The organism is Idiomarina sp. D18 (assembly GCF_057748155.1).
This window is the reverse complement of sequence record NZ_CM173240.1, coordinates 1,975,204-1,996,013: the sequence shown is the minus strand read 5'-3', so window position 1 is coordinate 1,996,013 and position 20,810 is coordinate 1,975,204. Positions and strand designations below refer to the sequence as shown.

The following is a 20,810-nucleotide window of genomic DNA, read 5'->3' as shown; positions in this document are numbered from 1 at the left end:
CCGGCAAATTTGCCGGCCTTTGTCGTTCTTATCATAGCGTTTAGTCGTTGCTTTCTGGCTTTTTACGCAGTTGTGCGAGCATCTGCTTGAGCACCTTAGGTGCGCCGGCCACGATATGGCCGCTTTGAACATAATTGTGGCCACCTTCAAAATCAGTCACGATGCCGCCTGCTTCTCGTACAAGGAGGTCACCGGCCATCAAATCCCATGGCTTCAAGCCAAGCTCGAAGAAGCCATCGTAACGACCCGCGGCAACATAGGCGAGGTCGAGGGCTGCAGCACCAGCACGGCGCATATCCGCACAACGCTCAAATAAGCGACCAAACATCGCCTGATATTCATCGTAGCGGTGTTTTGCTTTAAAAGGGAAACCTGTTGCGAGCAATGCACCATTAAGTTCTGTTAATGGTGATAAACGTAACCGACGGCCATTAAGCTGAGCGCCCGCGCCACGTGATGCGGTGAATAGTTCTTCGCGTACAGGATCGTAAACGACGCCTTGTTGTACCGTTCCTTTATGAACGACAGCAATAGAAATACAGAAGTGGGGAACACCGCGCAAGTAATTTGTTGTGCCGTCCAACGGATCGATAACCCACTGAAAATCGTTATCTTTACCCGTTTGCGTGCCGCTCTCTTCAGCGATAATACCGTGTTCAGGATAAGCCTTTTTAATGGTATTGATGATCGCTTGTTCAGCCGCCTTATCCATTTCAGATACCCAGTCGTTTGGGCCTTTGGCGGTTGCATCGATAGGTTGACCCTGATCGAATTCTTTAAGCAAAATTTTACCGGCTGCACGCGCTGCGCGCACCGCAATGTTTAACATCGGATGCATTTTCAAATTACCTGTGCTGTGAAAGAACGAATTTTAAGGTCGCGCATATTACCAGTGTTGAGGTAGAATGCGCAACTTTTCTACACTGGTTAAAATTAGATAAAGGCACTGTCATGCTCGATAACGTTCGAATTGTACTGGTGAATACCTCACATACTGGCAACATCGGTTCCGTCGCACGGGCGATGAAAACCATGGGTTTTAGCGATCTAGTATTAGTCGACCCGGTTTCGGAGCCGGACAGCCATGCATCGGCACTCGCCGCTGGCGCTACCGATATCTTAGCTAACGCGCGTATTGTTGAACGACTCGACCAAGCGATAGACGACTGTGGCTTAGTACTTGCTACCAGCGCCCGTAATCGTACCCTTGACTGGCCGTTGCTCGGTCCGCGTCAAGCAGCAGGGCAGGTGCTAAGCGAAGCACCGAAATACCCTGTCGCGATCGTATTTGGTCGTGAAAACAGTGGTCTCACAAACGAAGAGTTGCAGCAAAGCCATTTTCATTTACATATCCCGACCAACCCCGACTATGGTTCGCTGAATTTGGCGATGGCCGTTCAAACCGTGTGCTACGAAGTGCGCATGCAGTTCCTTGAACAGGACGAAATGCCTGAAGTTACTCAAGCGTATCCTCGCGTTGAGGCACTCGAGCAGTTTTATCAACATTTAGAGTCGACGCTGACAGATACGGGCTTCATTATTCGCCAACATCCAGGGCAAGTTATGACCAAGTTGCGACGCTTATTTAACCGTGCGCGTCCCGAGGAAAACGAACTCAACATCTTGCGCGGTATCCTGGCTTCCGTGGATAAGCAAACGAACAACTCGGGTTCTTAGAATACTTGACTAATTTAGTCGGAAAAGTACACTAATTAGGAGAACGATCACACTGAGTTATTAGAGGGGGAGATTGATGCGCCTGACTTCAAAAGGTCGCTATGCAGTGACAGCGATGCTCGACGTCGCGATGTTTGCAAAGCAAGCACCCGTGCCCCTAGCAGATATCTCAGATCGCCAAGGCATTTCGTTATCCTATCTTGAGCAACTCTTTGCTCGCTTACGTAAGCGGGGATTGGTTCACAGCGTGCGAGGACCTGGAGGTGGCTATCGCCTTGGGCGAGATGCCGACTCAATCTCTGTCGGTGCGGTGATCGATGCCGTTGACGAGTCTATCGACGCGACCAAATGCCAAGGCAAAGGTAATTGTCACAACGGTGAGCAGTGCCTGACCCATTCACTCTGGGAAGGGCTCAGTGATCGTATCGCACAATTTCTGGACGGCATTACCCTCGCCGAACTGATGGCCACTAAAGAGGTGGCACAAATTGGCAACCGCCAAGTGGGTGACAACAACCAGAAAATAGAGCTCAATGTGCTGTAATAGCGGAGAGTTGTTTTGAAACAGCCTATCTATCTTGATTATGCGGCAACCACGCCCGTGGACAAATCCGTCGCAGATGCCATGATGAAGTACTTAACAGCGGATGGCGTTTTTGCCAATCCGGCGTCGCGCTCGCACCGCCTCGGTTGGCAGGCGGAGGAGGCAGTAGACATCGCGCGAAATCAAGTTGCGGATTTAATCAACGCCGACCCGCGTGAAATCGTTTTCACCTCGGGTGCGACAGAATCGGATAATTTAGCATTAAAAGGTGTCATGCATCAGCCGCGTAATAAGGGAAAACATCTAATTACGGTGGCGACAGAGCACAAAGCCGTTATTGATCCGGCACTGCAGCTTGAGCGCGAAGGTTTTGATGTGACGTTTTTATCGGTTGATAAAGACGGCTTGATAGATAGCCAAGCATTACAACAAGCGATGCGCGAGGATACGGTATTAGTTAGTGTGATGCATGTAAACAATGAGCTGGGTGTTATTCAAGATATCCCAGCGATCAGTGCATGTTGTCGGGAACACAACGTACTTCTGCATGTCGATGCTGCGCAAAGTGCCGGTAAGCTGCCACTTGATGTAGAACAACTTGGTGTAGACTTGCTTTCTATATCGGCACACAAAATGTATGGGCCAAAAGGAATAGGTGCGCTCTATGTGCGTCGTAAACCTAAAGTACAACTTGAGGCTGAAATGCATGGGGGCGGGCATGAACGCGGCATGCGTTCGGGTACCTTGGCGACCCATCAGATTGTTGGTTTAGGCGAAGCGGCGCAGCTTGCCCGTCAACGCTTAGGCGATGATCGTGAACATTACCGTGCGTTGAGCCAGTTGTTTCTCGATAAATTATTAGCGGAGCCTGGCATTAAATTGAATGGTGATGTATCGCAACGCGTACCCAATATCATGAATTTACGCTTTGCTAATGTAGAAGGTGAGTTATTGCTGATGTCGTTAAAGGACTTAGCGATTTCTTCTGGGTCAGCCTGTACATCCGCGAGTGTAGAGCCTTCTTATGTGCTGCGCGCGATTGGTTTATCCGATGAACTGGCACATGCATCGCTCAGGTTTAGTTTGGGCCGCGACACCACCTTGCAGGAAATGGAATATGCCGCGGACCATGTACTGAACACCTATCGCGTGTTAGCTGCGCAGTAATTCAGCGAAGGTTTTACGGAATTTTGCCAGCTTAGGTGAAATAACCGCTTGGCAATACGGGTTCTCCGGATTGCGATTAAAGTAATCATCATGGTAATCCTCGGCACTGTAAAAGGTGTCGAGCGGTGCAACTTCTGTCACAATCGGATCTTCAAACACCACATCATTTTCGAGTTCATCAATGAGTTCAAGCGCGATCTGTTGTTGCTCGTCATCATGATAAAAGATAGAAGTGCGATATTGTGTGCCCACATCGTTACCTTGACGATTCACTTGGGTGGGATCGTGCAAGGTAAAAAAGATTTCCAAAATCTGACGATAACTAATAATCGACGGATCAAACGTTAACTGTACAACTTCCGCATGACCGGTATCGCCATTGCAGACCTGTTTGTAGGTCGGATTCTCGGTTGTGCCGCCAGTGTAACCTGACTGCGCCGATTCAATGCCTTTAAGTTGATTAAATGCGGATTCAATACACCAAAAACATCCACCGCCTAGGGTAGCTTTTTGGAACTGGGTCGTATTCGACATCTGACGGACTCCTTTTGGACGTCTATAAGGCTAAACGTTTTTCGATAGTAGCTGAGAACGAGTTAAAAAACAATCAATAGATATTCGATTTTTTCTGAGATCTAACGTATAATTCGCGCGGAAATTTTCACCTCTGGTTAAATACCCATTTTGGAGTAAAAAAGATGGCTTTAGAGCGCACTTTATCAATTATTAAGCCCGACGCGGTTGCGAAAAACTTAATCGGCGCAATCTATAATCGTTTCGAAAGCGCAGGTCTGCGTATCGTAGCGTCAAAAATGATGCACTTGAGCAAAGAACAAGCTGAAGGCTTCTATGCAGAGCACAGCGAGCGTCCTTTCTTTGGCGCGTTAGTTGAATTCATGACTTCAGGTCCAATCGTAGTTCAAGTATTGGAAGGCGAAGAAGCTATCCTGAAAAACCGTGAAATCATGGGTGCAACGAACCCAGCAGACGCATTGGCAGGCACGCTTCGCGCAGACTATGCTGAAACTATCGACGAGAACGCAGTACATGGTTCTGACGCAGCTGAAACTGCAGCACGCGAAATCGCGTACTTCTTCAGCGATGAAGAGATCTGCCCACGTACTCGATAAGTCTTACGCAAGACTGATCGTTTAACGAATAAAATCGTGCGCCCTTTGGCGCACGGTACTTTTTAGATACAGGAAATTTATGACCAACGCTATCGATAAAAAAGTGAATCTTCTAAACCTGAACCGCGATGGAATGAAAGCCTTTTTCAAAGAGATGGGCGAAAAACCGTTCCGTGCCGATCAGGTCATGAAATGGCTCTATCACTTTTGTGTCGACGACTTTGATGAGATGACCAATCTCAACAAAGGACTACGCGAGAAGCTCAAACAATGTGCTGAAATTCGCGCACCAGAAATTCGCGAGCAGCAGCAATCGAGCGATGGCACGATTAAATTCGTGATGACATTGTTTGATGGTCAAGATGTTGAAACTGTTTGGATCCCAGAACGTGACCGCGCCACCTTGTGTGTTTCATCACAGGTAGGCTGTGCTCTTGAGTGCACTTTCTGCTCAACGGGTCAACAAGGTTTCAACCGTAACCTCAACGTAGCGGAAATCATCGGCCAAGTGTGGCGTGTGAATCAGCTACTCGGAGCCTATGGTAAAACAGGTATCAAACCTGTGACTAACGTAGTCATGATGGGTATGGGCGAACCGCTGCTCAACCTCAACAATGTGGTGCCAGCGATGGACCTCATGATGGATGATTACGGTTTTGGTTTGTCTAAACGTCGAGTTACCTTGAGTACCTCAGGTGTGGTACCGGCATTGGACAAGCTACGCGAGCAAATCGATGTAATGCTCGCTATTTCGTTGCATGCGCCTAACGACGAGCTGCGCAATGAAATCGTACCGATTAACAAAAAGTACAACATCGAACAGTTTTTAGCGTCGAGTCGTAAATACGTTGAGCAGTCAAAAGCTCAGCATAAAGTGACGGTTGAGTATGTCATGCTCGATCACGTAAACGACTCGATGGATCAAGCGCATGAGCTCGCTCGTACGCTTAAAGATACACCGAGCAAAATCAACCTGATTCCGTTTAATCCATTCCCAGGTTCCGACTATGGTCGTTCGAGTAATTCGCGCATTGACCGTTTCGCTAAAGTATTAATGGACTATGGTTTTACTGTTATGGTTCGTAAAACTCGAGGCGACGATATCGATGCCGCATGCGGTCAGCTCGTAGGCGATGTTATCGACCGCACTAAGCGTATCCTAAAACGTCAGCAAGCGCAGCGCGGCGGTGATGCTATTCAGGTTAAGTCAGACTAGACAGTGATAAATACCTATGCCTTGAGTGACTAAGTAAGGAGTAACTTCAATGCATAGGTTTATCTTAGGAGCGATAGGATTTGCTTTAACGGCCTGTTCTGTTTCCACTGATGAAACGGTAGTTGATGCCCATTTGAGAGCGGGAATGGCTTATTTAGCGCAGAACCAGCTTGACCACGCCGAACGCCACTTTAAACAGGCATTTTTGGCAGACCCAAAGCGAGTAGACACTGTGTTAGCCCTAGGACACTGGTATTTACGTAAAGAACGTGTCAATTCTGCGTTGCTACTTTACCAAGAAGCATTATCATGGCAACCTATGAGCGGAGTTCTGCACAACAACTATGCCGTAGCGCTGTGTCTATCAGGCCAGCAGCAAGCCGCTCAGCGTGCATTTGCGCAAGCTAAACGATTAGGCGCGCAAGCGAGCCAGAAAAATCACTGTGCACAACATCACTAGAATGTAATTCGCTCAACTTTAGTTAAACTAGGGAACGATCCAAAGATCATGACTGCCGATAATTCATCTGCAAATAACAACTCAAGCGCAGACTCAAATAACGAAGAACTAATGTCGTCGCAAGAGCAATCACGTCGCCCCATTGCAGGTCCGGGACACATTCTTAAAGAAGCGCGTGAGGCAAAATCGATGACGCCTCGCGAGGCCGCTGATCGTTTACGTTTGCGTTTACAGGTCATTGAACTGATTGAAGCAGATGACTATGACACCTTTTCAACGACCACCTTTGTCAAAGGCTACCTCCGTGCTTACGCCAAACTGTTAGGTGTTGATCAAAGCAAAATTGATGAAGCCTACAAATCCCTGAATATCCAAGAACCTGAAAGCACGCCGATGCAAAGCTTTTCGCGTCGAGTAAAACATCAAGAGAGCGATAACCGATTGATGATGATCACTTGGCTAGTGGTTGTGGTCGTTATCGCGTTGGTAATTTGGTGGTGGCAAGACAGTGACTTGAGCTTCTCGAAGTTGAGCAATGATGTCGAACAAGCGGTTACTGAACAAACCGACTCAGCGCAACAAGAGGATAGCACAGATACACCGACTCTGCGTCAGTCAAATCAGGCGCAAGAAGCCACTTCGAGCGAACAGCCATTGCTTGAATCTGAAGTCAGTGCTGCCGATGCAAGTACTTCATTAAGTATTAATGATCCTGCCCAACAGGATGAAATGAGCCCAGACACGATTGAGCAACCTGTCGCAGAGATGCCAGAAACGTCATCAAACCAACAAGTCACATCCGAAGCGATGTCGGAGGTGGCGCAAGAAAGTGATGCGAACGAACCGCGTGAAGCACGCACCGCAGAGCAAAATACTGCGTCAGAACCTGAGCCAACAGTGTCGGCGAGCAGCGACGCTAACTCAGTATCTGGCGGCGATGAAGATGAAGCAGACAATACCGCACTAGCCGCCGATTTGGTGATGGAGTTCAGCGAAGAGTGCTGGGTAAAAGTTGAAGACGCCGATGGTGAAGTGCAAGCGATTGGTACAAAAGCACAGGGCTATCGTATGCCGGTACCTGGTAAAGCGCCGTTTTCGGCGACCATCTGCAAGCCCGCCGCCGTGACTATTACCTATGCAGGTAATGCGTTAGACTTATCAAATTATCGTCAAGATCGTGTCGCACGATTAACGATTCCTTCAAGTAATTAAAAGACCGAGTGTAAGCCGTTATGATGCACGAAAATCCAATTAAGCGCAGACCTTCCCGTCGGATCTATGTAGGTAATGTGCCGATTGGAGACAATGCGCCCATTGCTGTTCAGTCAATGACGAATACTGAAACGACGGATGTTCAAGCGACTGTTGAACAGATAAAACGTATTGCAGCCGCTGGTGCTGATATTGTTCGTGTCTCTGTGCCAACGATGGATGCAGCAGAGGCGTTTAAGCTGATTAAGCAACAAAGCCCTGTTCCCCTTGTTGCCGATATTCACTTCGATTACCGCATCGCACTTAAAGTGGCTGAATACGGCGTTGATTGTTTACGAATTAACCCGGGCAATATCGGTCGTGAAGATCGTATTCGCGCAGTTGTAGACGCCGCGCGCGACAAAAATATTCCGATTCGTATCGGTGTGAACGGCGGTTCGTTAGAGCGTGAATTGCAAGAGAAGTATGGTGAACCGACACCGGAAGCGCTCGTTGAATCAGCTATGCGACATGTTGATATCTTGGACCGTTTAGACTTTCAAGATTTTAAAGTCAGTGTTAAAGCATCCGATGTGTTCTTAGCGGTAGAATCGTACCGTCTTTTAGCGAAGCAAATCGATCAACCCTTACATTTGGGTATTACCGAAGCCGGTGGCCTTCGCAGTGGTTCGGTTAAGTCGTCCATTGGTTTAGGCATGCTGTTAGCAGAAGGCATTGGCGACACATTACGCGTGTCACTTGCCGCGGACCCTGTCGAAGAAATCAAAGTGGGTTTCGATATGTTGAAATCGCTGCGTATTCGCTCGCGCGGAATCAACTTTATTGCCTGCCCCAGCTGTTCACGGCAAGAGTTTGACGTGATTTCTACGGTGAATGCGTTGGAGCAGCGACTCGAGGACATCACCGAGCCGATGGATGTTTCTGTGATTGGCTGTGTGGTCAATGGTCCCGGTGAAGCATTGATTTCAGAAGTCGGTCTTGCCGGTGCCAAAAGCAAGAGTGGTTTGTATATTGGTGGTGAGCGCCAAAAGCTGCGGCTCGATAACAATGATCTCGTGGATCAATTGGAAGCTCAAATCCGTGATCGCGTAGAATATATAAAAAAGCATCGCATTGATGTAAAAGAAATCGACAACTGATTTTACCCGCCGTCGTAAAGACTCTATAATACGCGCTTATTTTGTAGGCTAAACGGAAGAGTAACCGTGGCAAAGACCATCCAAGCAATTCGAGGAATGAACGACCTGTTACCAGAGCAGACAGCTGCTTGGCAACAGGTCGAGGCGATAATCCGTCAAGTTGCCGCAAGCTATGGCTATCAAGAAATACGCATGCCAGTGCTTGAGAGCACGGCACTGTTCAAGCGTTCGATTGGTGAAGTGACCGATATCGTTGAGAAAGAAATGTACACCTTTGACGATCGGAACGGTGAGAGTGTGACCCTGCGTCCCGAGGGCACGGCGAGCTGTGTGCGAGCCGGTAACCAACATGGTTTGCTGTACAATCAGATTCAACGTTTGTGGTACATGGGCCCGATGTTTCGCTACGAGCGTCCACAAAAAGGGCGTTATCGCCAATTTCATCAATTTGGTATTGAAACCTTTGGCCTCGAAGGTGCCGATGCCGATGCTGAAGTGATTCTCTTATCAGCTCGACTTTGGAAAGCTCTGGGTATGGCCGATCAAGTTGAGTTGCAACTTAACTCGCTTGGTTCAAATGAAGCGCGGGCACGCTATCGTGATGCGCTGCGTGACTATTTAGAGCAATACAAGAGCGAATTAGACGAAGATAGTCAACGCCGACTAGACACTAACCCGCTACGTATTTTGGATTCGAAAGATGCCAATACGCAGCAACTGTTAGAACAGGCACCTAAGTTATCGGACTACTGGGACGAAGAATCCAAGCAACATTTTGATGAGTTAAAAGCTCGCCTCGATGCAGCAGGGATTCCCTATGTATTCAACGAACGTCTTGTGCGTGGTCTTGATTACTATAACCGCACCGTGTTCGAATGGGTCACTACCGCTTTAGGCGCGCAAGGTACTGTGTGTGCGGGTGGCCGTTACGATGGCCTGGTTGAGCAATTAGGTGGTAAGGCAACACCGGCTGTTGGCTTTGCCATGGGCATGGAACGTTTAGTTCTGCTGCTCCAAGAACAAGAGAAACTTGCACCGCGACGTGCTGTTGATGCCTATTTAATGCCTTTAGGTGAAGCTGCGGAACTTAACGCCCAAGCTGTTGCCGAAAAGCTGAGAAATGAACTACCGGACCTGCGCATCGTGGTGCACAGCGGCGGCGGTGCAATGAAAAAGCAAATTAAGAAAGCCGATAAATCCGGCGCTGAAGTGGCGCTGATTTTAGGCGAGAATGAATTAGAAAATAATCAGTTAACGGTCAAACCCTTGCGGACGACTGATGACCAACAAACACTTGGTTGGGGCGAACTGGTCGTTGCGCTCAAACCATTGACACAAGAATAGGGGTGTCCTGTGGATCAAACAGAAGAACAACAAGTAGAACGAATTAAAGAGTTTTGGGCCGAACACGGTAAAGGCATCATCGCAGGTGCGATCATTGGCTTAGGCTTGTTCTTTGGTTGGCGCTATTATGATAAAGCGACCATCGAAGCGCAAAACACCGCATCACGCGGCTACGAAGCGGTCGTGAGCCAGCTTAATGCGGGTGAAGAAGGTGCGATAAGTAATGCACAAAACTTCATTAAATCGCATCAAAATTCGCAATACGGTTATCTAGCAGCGTTGCAGCTCGGTCGTTTTGCCGCGGATGAAGGTGATTTAGCAACAGCGGTCACATCGTTCCAATCCGTGATTGATGGTGGTGCTGATGATAATCTAGCAGCGATTGCGCGTGTTCGTCTGGCGCGTGTGTTGGCAGCACAAGCGCAATATCAGCCTGCGCTCGATGTTCTTAACGTTGAACTACCAAAAGCGTATTTGGCGTTCGCTAATGAAATTAAGGGCGATGTATACGTTGCTCAAGGCGATACGGCAAAAGCACGTGAAGCTTATGAAAAAGCACTCAACAGCGACGGTTCGACTCTGTCTCCAGCGGTAGAACTCAAACTCAACAGCTTGGCGAAGTCATAATGCAGTCTAAAACAGCGATGAAATCTTTATTTCGTACCAGCCTGATTGCCTTAGCAGGGCTTTCATTGTCGGCGTGTTCTCTTTTCGGTGATGACGACGAAGAAATCAAAGTCGCTCCGTTACAACCAGTCAGCCAACAGGTCGATACACGGATCAAGTGGGAACGTTCGGTCGGCGATGGCATCGGCGATTATTTTTCACGGCTCAACCCAACGGTAGCCTATGGCAAGGTATTTGCCGCCGATAGACAGGGGCTTGTTAAAGCGTTTGATAAAGAAACCGGTGAAACCCTGTGGCAAGTTAATTTACATAGCCTGATAGAAATTAACGAAGGTTCAGACGATAGTTGGTTTGGAGGCTTGTTTGCTTCACCCTTCCCGGCTCGTATCGCCGGTGGCTTAGTCGCTCAATATAATAAGTTGTTTTTGGGCACCGAAAACGGTGATGTTGTCGCACTAGATACCGAAACAGGCAAACTTGTTTGGCATGCTGAAGTGGGCAATGAGGTCACATCTGACCCAGCCGTGGGTGATGGTATGGTTGTGGTGCACACAACCGGCGGCAAAGTGATCAGCCTCTCGGCTGACACCGGTGAACAGAACTGGACTTTCGAATATCAGACACCCACCCTAACTTTACGCGGCGCTTCGGCACCAACGATCGTAAGCGGTGGTGTGATTTTAGGTGATGCATCAGGCAAAGCTTCGGTCTTAATTGGCACTAGCGGTCAGCAAGCTTGGACGCAAACGGTGGGCGAGCCGACCGGTGCCACTGAGCTAGAGTCGTTAGCCGATATTGATGCCAACCCAGTGGTCGTGGGCGGTGTGATTTATATGATCGCTTATAACGGCGAACTCGTTGCGCTAGAGCTGCGTTCGGGTGAAGTGCGTTGGAAGCGTGATTACAGTTCTTATGAAAATCTCTTAGTCGACACGGGTAGCATCTATTTAACCGATGCGGATAGTCACGTGTTTGGGCTGGATATTCAAGGTGGTATTGAGCAGTGGAGCAATAACGAGCTGTTTGGAAGAGCACTCACCGGACCTAAGAAAGTAGGTAATTATTTAGCTCTCGGTGACTTTGAGGGTTACCTCCACATACTCTCGGCAAACTCGGGAGAAATAGTTGGTCGTATGGAATTGGGCGGAGATGGAATTTACGCGCAGCCAGTATCCGACGGCAACACTCTTTACGTACAAACCCGCGATGGCGACTTATACGCTATCGAGGTAAATTAGGAAATCGCTATACATGTTACCTGTCGTGGCCTTAGTAGGTCGACCCAATGTAGGCAAATCTACATTATTTAATCGTTTAACTCGAACTCGGGATGCGCTGGTAGCAGACTTCCCGGGCTTGACCCGTGATCGTAAGTATGGCCAAGCCAATTACGACGGTTATCAGTTCATAGTTGTCGATACCGGCGGTATTCACGGTGATGAAGAGGGTATTGACGAGGTGATGGCTAAACAATCGCTGCAAGCGATTGAAGAGGCTGATGTTGTCTTGTTTTTGGTCGATGCACGCGACGGCGTCACCGTAGGTGATCAAGCGATCGCGACTCATCTGCGTAAACAAAAGAAAAAAGTTTACTTAGTTGCTAACAAGATTGATGGAATCGATGCGGATTCTGCAATGGCAGACTTTTATTCGCTGGCACTAGGTAACCTCTATGGCATCGCGGCGGCGCACGGGCGCGGTGTTGAACATTTGTTGGATTCATGCTTTAAGCCGTTAGCCGACGACTACCCAGACGTTATCGTGCCGGATGAACCGGATAGCGAAGATCTGGAGCACGACGAAATTGATTACGATGCGTTACCGTTAAAGCTTGCTATTGTTGGGCGGCCAAATGTAGGTAAATCAACACTCACTAACCGTATTCTTGGTGAAGATAGAGTGGTGGTGTTTGATATGCCTGGCACGACGCGTGATTCAGTCTACATCCCCATGGAGCGCGATGGACGAGAATATGTCTTGATCGATACCGCAGGTGTGCGGCGTCGAGGGCGTATTGATGAAGCGATTGAAAAATACTCAGTGGTTAAGACCCTGCAGGCAATCGAAGATGCCAACGTAGTTTTAGCGGTTATTGATGCACGGGAAACCATCAGCGACCAAGATCTGAATCTGATTGGTTTTGCGCTGAACGCAGGTCGTTCCATCGTGATCGCTGTCAATAAATGGGATGGTTTGCAGCAAGATCATAAGGATGAAATTAAACGGGAACTCGATCGTCGCCTAGGCTTTGTCGATTTCGCCCGTTTGCACTTTATCTCAGCGCTACATGGTACAGGCGTTGGTCACTTATTTGAGTCCGTTGAAGAAGCTTATAAGAGTGCGACGCAACGTGTGTCGACCTCTAAGTTGACCAAGATTATGGAGATGGCACAAGAAGAGCACCAGCCGCCATTGGTTGGGGGGCGTCGAGTGAAACTGAAATATGCGCATGCTGGGGGGTATAACCCACCGCGTATCGTGATCCACGGTAATCAGGTTACGCGCTTGCCAGGTTCTTATCAGCGCTATTTAACGAACTATTTCCGTAAGGCGCTTGGGGTCATGGGAACACCGATTAAAGTTGAGTTCCGAGAACCTAAAAACCCGTATGCCGGTAAGAAGAACAACCTGACGCTATCGCAGCAACGCAAACGTCGTCGGTTGATGAAGTTTGTTAAAAAGAGCAAATAGCACAAAAAGAGGTCCTCAGGACCTCTTTTTTTATCATTACCTAGCGAACGGTTACACGAAATCTTCGTCTTTAAAGACATATTCCGTCAGGCAATAGTCACACGTCATGACAATCTCGCCATCCTGCTCAAGGATCTGTTTAAGCTCGTCAACAGGGACTGACGCCAATGCCTCTAATGTGCGCTCTTTCGAACAGCCACATACAAAGCTAACCGGTTGCGATGGATACATATGTACGGTTTCTTCGTGATACAGACGATGCAGCAGTTGTTCAGCCGGAAGTGTAAACAATTCTTGTGCGGTCACGGTCTCGGTCAAGGTCGCCAAGTGCTCAAAGCCAACCATGTCTTTCCCTGAGGCAGGCATGCGTTGTAAAAACATACCCGCAGCATGCTCGCCATCGGCGAATAGCCAAACGCGGGTCGACAACTGTTCAGACTGTTCGAAGTAGTCTTGAATAACCTCTGCGAGTGAATCGGCGTCGGCACTGACAACGCCCTGATAGCGCTCGCCATCTTGCGGAGTCAAGGTAATAATCAGTTGCCCGCGGCCAATCAGGCTGCGTAAATCAGTTTCACCAATATCAGCGCGCACTCGAGCAATACCGCGTAGTTCTAATGCATGGTTACCATTAACAGCGACAAAATTAACCGGTCCATCGCCTTGCAGTTGCACCGCAATATGACCTTCAAACTTGAGTGTCGCAGTCAGCAACGAAACGGCCGCCATCATTTCACCAAGCAACTGTTGTACCGCCGGATGATACTGATGTCCTTTAATTAAGCTTTGGTAACTACTGGTCAATTGCACCATCTCGCCGCGTACATCTTGCTCTGCAAAGCTGTAGCGCGCGAGTTGATCGGTTGGATAGTCAAGCTGGGTTGTCATGTATTACCACCATCTTTCATTTTAATCAGTTGCCGGCGTTGTTTCTTATCCGGACGTTTGTCGGGATGTGGGTTGTAAAGCGCATTCAACTTACGCGCCTCAGCATTCTGCTCGCGTTTCTCTATACTCGCTTCAGACTCTTGGTAAAGCAATTGTGCCTCAGACGCTCCCCGTCGTTGCTCGCTCAGCCCCAACACTTCGACCTCTTTGCTGTCAAAGCCTTGTCGTAAGGTAATTCGATCACCTATCTGCACGAGCTTAGAGGGCTTACTGCGTTTACCTGCAACGTGTACTTTGCCAGATTGAACCATCTGACGTGCAAGCGCCCGCGTTTTATAAAAGCGCGCTGCCCAGAGCCATTTGTCGAGCCTCACACCACTGTCTTGTGTCATAAAATCGTCACGAAAATATTATAAAATTAGTGTTAATCGATTGTTGACTACTCGAGCCTACGCTACAATGCCAAAACATCAAATTACTATAATTCGACGATGCGAGACTAGCGCTAGCCATCAAGTTGCGTATATTGTATCAAATTCCTATACGGATGTAGTGCATTGCTTCGGTAAAACAACAACGATAAAAGTGAATTAAATTGATAAGCCTAACGCCATCAACCCAGAACGCGAGTCAGTGGATATCCCGCTCGATCACCTTAGTAACGGTGCTTTTGTGGATATGGGTCGTCATTGTTGCTGCGCAAGCAACGTGGTGGTTTGTTACGCCCACGCCAGAGACTCAGCAACGTCCAGACGTAGACGTGCGTTCACAAAGTCGCGACAACCAAAGTGTCGATCTCGCTCAGTTACAGCAATTGCCTATTTTTGGCCGTCAGCAGGCCGGCACCCAAACGCGTGGTAATGATTATGCAAACGCACCTAAAACGTCATTGAACGTGCGTTTAGTCGGAGTCTCTGCCAGTTCGCGACCCGAGCGGTCAGCGGCTATTATTGAGCAGGCGGGTAAGCAATCGACCTACATTGTCGGTGATACGATAGGGCGAAGCCGTGTCAGTGTGGAACAAATCCTTGCCGATCGTGTCATTCTCGATAACGGTGGGCGTTTAGAAACATTGCAATTAGAGGACATTGGTGAAGACCGTCCAGCATTATCGTTAGTTGTCGAAAGTAGTGATAAAACTGACGCTAATGAACCGAAAGACACCGCGAACGCATTGCAAAGAGTTAAACAAGATCCGGGTCAACTATTAGACTACGTTTCTATCACACCCGTTTTAGAGCAAGGTAGCTTACAAGGCTACCGCCTTTCGCCTGGTAATCAGGCCGATATATTTTATCAAGCAGGCTTTCAGGAAGGCGATTTAGCCGTCGCAATCAACGGTTATGACTTGACCGATATGCAACAAGCCTCAGAGTTGAGCAGCCAATTACAGGACGCAACCGAAGCAAATGTGACGGTGCTACGTAACGGCGAGCGTATCGAGCTGAGTCTGCAGCTTCCTAACCAGCAGGAATAATAATTATGACAGTTACCCGTTTTGGTCCAAAAACATGGTTGAGTGCGCTGGCCATTGCAGTCGGTTCGGTATCAATGACGATGCCTGCGCCGTCAATTGCGCAAGAATACGCCGCTAGTTTTAAAAATACGGATATTACTGAGTTTATACAGGTGGTCGGTCGTAACTTGGGTAAAACCATTATTATCGATCCGAATGTGCGTGGCACCATCGATGTGCGTAGCTACGATGTAATGAACGAAGATCAGTATTATCAATTCTTTTTGAATGTCCTAGAAGTGTATGGCTTTGCTGCGGTGCAGATGGATTCGGGGGTGATTAAAGTTATCCGAGACAAAGACGCTCAACATGCGCCTTTGCCGGTGGTTGCGGGTGACCAAAACGAACAAGGCGACACCATGATCACTCGGGTGGTGCCGGTAGAAAACGTTTCAGTGCGTGAGTTGGCACCGTTATTACGTCAGTTAAACGACCAAACGGGCGGCGGCATGGTGGTAAGCTATGACCCCTCCAATGTCATCATGATGACAGGTCGTGCCGAGACGATTTCACGTTTGGTGCAAATTATCGAACGTGTCGATAAAGCCGGTGACCAGGATGTCGACATCGTCGAACTGCAGTATGCTTCGGCACGTGAACTGGTAGGGATTGCGCAAAATTTATTTGAAAAAGCGAATGCCGATGGCACTCCTGCATTATTGATTCCGAAAATTGTCGCCGATGAACGCAGTAACAGCGTTATTGTCAGCGGTGAGCCGCGCGCACGTTCTCGGGTTGTTAAATTGATAAAGCAACTCGACCAAGACCTTAAAACTGAGGGTAACACCCGCGTTTACTACCTCAAGTATGCGCGCGCCGAGGAAATGGTCGAAGTATTACAAAACGTCAGTCAGTCGATCAAAGCGGAAGAAGCGAAACAAACGGGCCAGAATTCGGTACGAAACCGTGCTGATAACAGCATCAGTATCAGTGCGCATGAATCCACTAACACTGTGGTAATAACCGCCGAACCCGACATGTTAGCAGCGCTTGAGAACGTAATCCGTGATCTCGATATTCGTCGAGCGCAAGTGCAAGTCGAGGCGATTATCGTCGAGGTATTAGAAGGCGATAATGTCGATTTTGGTATTCAATGGATCAGTGAAAATGGCGGCTTAGTTCAATACAATACGGGTAACCAAGTTCCGATCGGTAGTTTAGCCGCAGCAGCATACCAGGCTCGCCCGCGCGAGGGTACATCTGTGACTACTGTCAACGATAATGGTCAAACAGTGACAACGACCAATCCCGAAGAGCGTGGCAATTTAGAGCTTCTAGCGAACTTGCTTGGCAACGTAAACGGAATGATGTTTGGAACAATCCAAAATGATTGGGCGGCGGTTGTTCAAGCTGTTTCACAAGATACCAACTCTAATATCTTAGCCACACCAAGTATTGTTACAGTTGATAACGAAGAAGCCAGTTTTCTCGTCGGTCAGGAAGTACCAACGATCACAGGCTCCACACTCGGCAATGATAACCAAAGCCCATTCCAAACAGTGGATCGCCAAGAAATCGGTATTAAGCTCAAGGTCACCCCGCAAATTAACGAGGGTAATGCCGTACAAATGGTGATAGAACAAGAAGTCTCGAGTCTAAGTGGCGCAACATCGGTCGATGTTATCGTGAACAAACGCGAGTTAAAGACCACCGTGATGGCTGAGGACGGCGAAACTATCGTTTTAGGCGGTTTGATAGATGAGGATGTCCAAGAATCGGTATCGAAGATTCCATTACTTGGCGATATTCCCTTTATCGGTCGGTTGTTCAGTTCAACCTCAACATCCACACAAAAGCGCAACTTGATGGTATTTATCCGGCCAACTATCGTTCGTAACGGTAGTAAGCTCTCTGATATCAGTAAGCAAAAATACAACTACATGCGAGCACTACAACTCGATCGTCGGTCTCGTGGTGTGGCACTGATGCCTGACAAAGAAACACCAGTGATGAACGACTGGAACAGCGATTTAACCTTGCCGCCGAGCTTTGAGGAGTACCTCAACGAAAAGGGCGCGATTAAAGAAGAGTTAAAAGAGCAGCAAGATGACTGATGCCAGCAATATTGCCACAAAGCGCTTACCTTTTAGCTTTGCTAAGCGTTTTGGTGTTGTGGTTGAAGATGGCGAGCCGCCCGTCGTGCATCATCGCGACGGCGCGTCAGCAGAGACGCTACTTGAGGTACGGCGTCGTTTAGGCGAGGTATTTACCTTACAACGGCACGATACCGAAGCATTTGAGCGTTTGTTGACCCAAGCCTATCAGCGCGACTCATCCGAGGCGAAACAACTGATGGAAGATATCGGCAATGAGTCCGATTTATTCTCATTAGCGGATGAGCTGCCGCAAACCGAAGATTTATTAGAGAGTGAAGATGACGCGCCTATTATCAAACTGATCAACGCGATGTTGAGCGAGGCGATTAAAGAAGGTGCATCAGATATTCACATCGAAACCTACGAGAAGCAGTTAACCATTCGCTTTCGTATCGATGGCGTTCTGCGTGAGGTGCTGACACCTAATCGCAAGCTGTCTTCATTGTTGGTTTCGCGTATTAAAGTTATGGCGCAGCTGGATATTGCCGAGAAGCGAGTGCCACAAGACGGTCGTATCTCTTTACTGATTGCCGGACGCGCAGTCGATGTGCGGGTTTCGACTATGCCATCGAATCACGGTGAGCGGGTAGTGCTGCGCTTGTTAGATAAAAACAATGCCCGCCTTAATCTCGAGCAACTCGGTATGACAGAAGCCAACCGCGAAGTATTCGCCGAGCTGATCCATAAACCTCACGGTATTATCTTGGTTACCGGTCCTACCGGCTCGGGTAAGTCGACCACGCTCTATGCCGGACTGACGGAAATTAATTCGAAAGACCGCAACATTTTGACGGTTGAAGACCCGATCGAATACGCAATTGATGGTATCGGGCAGACGCAGGTTAATCCGCGTGTTGATATGACTTTTGCGCGGGGCTTACGTGCGATTTTGCGTCAGGACCCTGATGTCGTTATGGTCGGTGAGATCCGCGATATCGAAACCGCACAAATTGCGGTACAGGCGTCATTAACCGGTCACTTGGTTTTGTCGACGCTGCACACCAATACCGCAGCGGGCGCGATAACCCGCTTGGAAGATATGGGCGTAGAGCCATTCTTGTTGTCCTCAAGCCTACTCGCGGTGTTGTCACAGCGCTTAGTAAGGACCTTGTGCCCAGACTGTAAGCAACCGCATCAGGCCGATGAAAAAGAGCGGGCGCTACTCGGTGTGACTGATTCAGCGTTGACGATTTACCGTGCACAAGGTTGCGAAAAGTGTAATCAGACCGGTTATCGTGGCCGTACGGGCATACATGAACTCATCGAAGTGGATGAGCAAGTACGTGAGCTCATCCATAACGGTCACGGCGAGCAATCCATTGAACGCTATGTGCGTAAGCATACCCCGAGCATTCGCAGCGATGGTTTGGCGAAAGTACGCCATGGCGTAACCACCCTTGAGGAAGTTTTGCGCGTGACGCGCGAGGAGTAATCTGTGGCGGCTTTTGAGTATCATGCGCTGGCGGCAGATGGGCGTAAGAAGAAAGGCATCATCGAAGCAGACACCATTCGCCAGGTGCGTCAGCAATTACGCGATCAAGGGCTCATCCCTATGGATGTTATGCCCGCTGCCGAACAAGAACACAAGAAAGGTCAACAGCAAAGTCGTTGGCGTCGTGTACGCCGTGTCAAAGCACAAGATTTAGCGCTGATTACTCGCCAGCTATCCACTTTGGTCAACTCGGCTTTACCCATTGAGCAGTGTTTGCTCGCCGTGGCAGATCAAAGTGAAAAGCCACGCATGAAACAACTACTGATGGCGGTGCGCAGTAAAGTAGTCGAAGGTTATGGTCTCGCGGAGGCGATGGCGGAATATCCCGGCGTGTTCGATTCGCTCTACACAGCGATGGTCGCTGCCGGTGAAAAGTCAGGCCACTTGGATCAAGTCCTGGATGAGTTAGCCGATTACACCGAACAACGCCAGCATATGAAGAGCCAGTTGACGCAAGCCTTGGTGTATCCAGTGATGCTGACATTAGTGGCGATCAGTATTGTGATCTTTCTGCTGGTGTCTATTGTGCCGCAAATCGTGCACAACTTTTCTACCCTCGGACAGACGTTACCACCCACCACTCAATTTATGATTGGTTTATCGGAGTTTTTGCAGAACTGGGGCTTGTTTATCTTAGCCGGAATTGTGGTGTTGGTGTTTGCCTTTAAGCAATGGTTAAAGAAGCCCGAACATGAGCTTAAATACCATAAACGGCTGTTAAAGTTGCCGTTGCTAGGTCGAGTGATTCGGGGCGTCAGTACTGCACGTTTCGCGCGTACCTTGAGTATACTTACGTCATCGGCAGTGCCGTTACTCGATGGACTTAAAATCACAGCCACGGTGATTGGTAACCGTGCGATCAGAGAAGCCGTGGACGAAGCGGCAACGCGGGTACGTGAGGGGGCATCACTGCGTGCGGCATTGCAAGAAACCGGTTTGTTTCCACCAATGATGCTCCACATGATCGCCGCAGGTGAGAAATCCGGTGAGTTACAGCAAATGTTGCGACGCACCGCAGATAACCAAGACAGAGAATTTGAATCATTGGTGCAAATATCACTCAAAGTCTTTGAGCCGGTGCTTATTGTTTCGATGGCCGGGATTGTATTCTTTATTGTATTGTCAATTATTCAGCCCATTTTGCAGTTGAACCAGAGTATAGGGTTTTAAATATGATGCGTAAAAATCAAGGTTTTTCATTGGTCGAAATTATGGTGGTTATCGCCATCATCGGTATTCTCGCTACCATGATTCTACCCAATGTGTTGGGCAGCCAAGAGCAGGCGAATAAACAGAAAGTAACAGCAGATTTAGTCTCGCTTGAGAACGCGTTAGCGCAATATCACTTAGATAACGGCATGTTTCCAACCACAGAACAAGGTTTAGAAGCCTTGGTGGAGCGGCCTAATGTTGATCCGCAGCCACGCAACTACCGCAATGGCGGCTATATTCAACGTCTGCCGCAAGACCCGTATGGTAACGACTATATGTTACTTAACCCCGGTGAGTACGACGATATCGATATTTTCTCACCCGGTCCCGATCAACAGCCAGGCACTGATGATGATTTTGGTAACTGGATGATCGGACAAGACAACGAATCCAACTAAG

21 protein-coding genes are annotated in these 20,810 nt (G+C 48.5%); 17 read left to right on the top strand and 4 right to left on the bottom strand.

Annotation, left to right across the window (positions count from 1 at the left end):
* Nucleotides 1–40 precede the first annotated feature (40 nt).
* Nucleotides 41–838: an inositol-1-monophosphatase gene (gene suhB / locus AC3AP5_RS09615; protein WP_272978711.1), complete on the bottom strand. Its 798-nt coding sequence runs from the start codon at nucleotides 836–838 to the stop codon at nucleotides 41–43.
* Between the two features lie 113 nt (nucleotides 839–951).
* Between suhB and trmJ the strand changes: the two genes are divergently transcribed.
* The 3 genes from trmJ to AC3AP5_RS09600 all read left to right on the top strand — a co-directional run bounded on the left by trmJ (nucleotide 952) and on the right by AC3AP5_RS09600 (nucleotide 3,388).
* Nucleotides 952–1,677 (top strand): tRNA (cytosine(32)/uridine(32)-2'-O)-methyltransferase TrmJ, encoded by a 726-nt coding sequence (gene trmJ / locus AC3AP5_RS09610; RefSeq protein ID WP_487326623.1) that lies wholly within the window; start codon nucleotides 952–954, stop codon nucleotides 1,675–1,677.
* 76 nt (nucleotides 1,678–1,753) lie between these two features.
* The gene (iscR, locus tag AC3AP5_RS09605) at nucleotides 1,754–2,221 is read left to right on the top strand and encodes a Fe-S cluster assembly transcriptional regulator IscR (RefSeq protein ID WP_006956955.1); all 468 of its coding nucleotides are present in this window, start codon (nucleotides 1,754–1,756) and stop codon (nucleotides 2,219–2,221) included.
* Nucleotides 2,222–2,236: 15 nt separating this feature from the next.
* Complete coding sequence (locus AC3AP5_RS09600; RefSeq protein WP_487326622.1) at nucleotides 2,237–3,388, top strand: IscS subfamily cysteine desulfurase; 1,152 nt, start codon at nucleotides 2,237–2,239, stop codon at nucleotides 3,386–3,388.
* Here the strand turns inward: AC3AP5_RS09600 and msrA are convergent.
* Nucleotides 3,374–3,922 carry a peptide-methionine (S)-S-oxide reductase MsrA gene (msrA, locus tag AC3AP5_RS09595; protein ID WP_006956951.1) on the bottom strand — a complete coding sequence of 183 codons (549 nt, stop codon included), beginning with the start codon at nucleotides 3,920–3,922 and terminating at the stop codon, nucleotides 3,374–3,376. The two genes, AC3AP5_RS09600 and msrA, sit on opposite strands and share 15 nt — an antisense overlap.
* A gap of 164 nt (nucleotides 3,923–4,086) precedes the next feature.
* Here msrA and ndk point away from each other — a divergent pair, with 164 nt between their 5' ends.
* The 9 genes from ndk to der all read left to right on the top strand — a co-directional run bounded on the left by ndk (nucleotide 4,087) and on the right by der (nucleotide 13,207).
* A complete protein-coding gene (ndk, locus tag AC3AP5_RS09590) occupies nucleotides 4,087–4,518 on the top strand; it encodes a nucleoside-diphosphate kinase (protein ID WP_006956949.1) in 432 nt (143 codons plus the stop codon).
* Between the two features lie 79 nt (nucleotides 4,519–4,597).
* A complete protein-coding gene (gene rlmN, locus AC3AP5_RS09585; RefSeq protein ID WP_006956946.1) occupies nucleotides 4,598–5,734 on the top strand; it encodes a dual-specificity RNA methyltransferase RlmN in 1,137 nt (378 codons plus the stop codon).
* 49 nt (nucleotides 5,735–5,783) lie between these two features.
* On the top strand, nucleotides 5,784–6,194 hold the full coding sequence (locus AC3AP5_RS09580; RefSeq protein ID WP_487326621.1) for a tetratricopeptide repeat protein: 411 nt from the start codon (nucleotides 5,784–5,786) through the stop codon (nucleotides 6,192–6,194).
* A 48-nt stretch (nucleotides 6,195–6,242) separates the two neighbouring features.
* A complete protein-coding gene (locus AC3AP5_RS09575; protein WP_286681451.1) occupies nucleotides 6,243–7,406 on the top strand; it encodes a RodZ domain-containing protein in 1,164 nt (387 codons plus the stop codon).
* A 20-nt stretch (nucleotides 7,407–7,426) separates the two neighbouring features.
* On the top strand, nucleotides 7,427–8,545 hold the full coding sequence (gene ispG, locus AC3AP5_RS09570) for a flavodoxin-dependent (E)-4-hydroxy-3-methylbut-2-enyl-diphosphate synthase (protein WP_040488229.1): 1,119 nt from the start codon (nucleotides 7,427–7,429) through the stop codon (nucleotides 8,543–8,545).
* A 66-nt stretch (nucleotides 8,546–8,611) separates the two neighbouring features.
* Nucleotides 8,612–9,889 (top strand): histidine--tRNA ligase, encoded by a 1,278-nt coding sequence (gene hisS, locus AC3AP5_RS09565; RefSeq protein ID WP_487326620.1) that lies wholly within the window; start codon nucleotides 8,612–8,614, stop codon nucleotides 9,887–9,889.
* A gap of 9 nt (nucleotides 9,890–9,898) precedes the next feature.
* Complete coding sequence (locus AC3AP5_RS09560; RefSeq protein WP_006956937.1) at nucleotides 9,899–10,516, top strand: YfgM family protein; 618 nt, start codon at nucleotides 9,899–9,901, stop codon at nucleotides 10,514–10,516.
* On the top strand, nucleotides 10,516–11,754 hold the full coding sequence (gene bamB / locus AC3AP5_RS09555) for an outer membrane protein assembly factor BamB (protein ID WP_272978700.1): 1,239 nt from the start codon (nucleotides 10,516–10,518) through the stop codon (nucleotides 11,752–11,754). Before AC3AP5_RS09560 ends, bamB begins: the two co-directional genes overlap by 1 nt.
* 13 nt (nucleotides 11,755–11,767) lie before the next feature.
* Nucleotides 11,768–13,207, top strand: a complete 1,440-nt coding sequence (der, locus tag AC3AP5_RS09550) for a ribosome biogenesis GTPase Der (protein WP_006956933.1) — start codon at nucleotides 11,768–11,770, stop codon at nucleotides 13,205–13,207.
* A gap of 51 nt (nucleotides 13,208–13,258) precedes the next feature.
* Here the strand turns inward: der and hslO are convergent, their stop codons facing one another.
* Both hslO and hslR read right to left on the bottom strand, forming a co-directional pair.
* A complete protein-coding gene (hslO, locus tag AC3AP5_RS09545; RefSeq protein ID WP_487326619.1) occupies nucleotides 13,259–14,095 on the bottom strand; it encodes an Hsp33 family molecular chaperone HslO in 837 nt (278 codons plus the stop codon).
* Nucleotides 14,092–14,487: a ribosome-associated heat shock protein Hsp15 gene (gene hslR, locus AC3AP5_RS09540; RefSeq protein ID WP_487326618.1), complete on the bottom strand. Its 396-nt coding sequence runs from the start codon at nucleotides 14,485–14,487 to the stop codon at nucleotides 14,092–14,094. The genes hslO and hslR overlap by 4 nt, the downstream gene beginning before the upstream one ends.
* A 203-nt stretch (nucleotides 14,488–14,690) precedes the next feature.
* Here hslR and gspC point away from each other — a divergent pair, with 203 nt between their 5' ends.
* From gspC to gspG, 5 genes are read left to right on the top strand one after another with little or no spacing between them, the layout of a single operon-like run.
* Nucleotides 14,691–15,572 carry a type II secretion system protein GspC gene (gene gspC, locus AC3AP5_RS09535; protein WP_487326617.1) on the top strand — a complete coding sequence of 294 codons (882 nt, stop codon included), beginning with the start codon at nucleotides 14,691–14,693 and terminating at the stop codon, nucleotides 15,570–15,572.
* A 5-nt stretch (nucleotides 15,573–15,577) separates the two neighbouring features.
* On the top strand, nucleotides 15,578–17,665 hold the full coding sequence (gene gspD / locus AC3AP5_RS09530; protein ID WP_006956925.1) for a type II secretion system secretin GspD: 2,088 nt from the start codon (nucleotides 15,578–15,580) through the stop codon (nucleotides 17,663–17,665).
* Nucleotides 17,658–19,139 (top strand): type II secretion system ATPase GspE, encoded by a 1,482-nt coding sequence (gene gspE, locus AC3AP5_RS09525; RefSeq protein ID WP_272978694.1) that lies wholly within the window; start codon nucleotides 17,658–17,660, stop codon nucleotides 19,137–19,139. The genes gspD and gspE overlap by 8 nt, the downstream gene beginning before the upstream one ends.
* 3 nt (nucleotides 19,140–19,142) lie before the next feature.
* Nucleotides 19,143–20,369, top strand: a complete 1,227-nt coding sequence (gene gspF, locus AC3AP5_RS09520) for a type II secretion system inner membrane protein GspF (RefSeq protein WP_006956923.1) — start codon at nucleotides 19,143–19,145, stop codon at nucleotides 20,367–20,369.
* A gap of 2 nt (nucleotides 20,370–20,371) precedes the next feature.
* Complete coding sequence (gene gspG / locus AC3AP5_RS09515; RefSeq protein WP_006956922.1) at nucleotides 20,372–20,809, top strand: type II secretion system major pseudopilin GspG; 438 nt, start codon at nucleotides 20,372–20,374, stop codon at nucleotides 20,807–20,809.
* The last annotated feature ends 1 nt before the right edge of the window (nucleotide 20,810 follow it).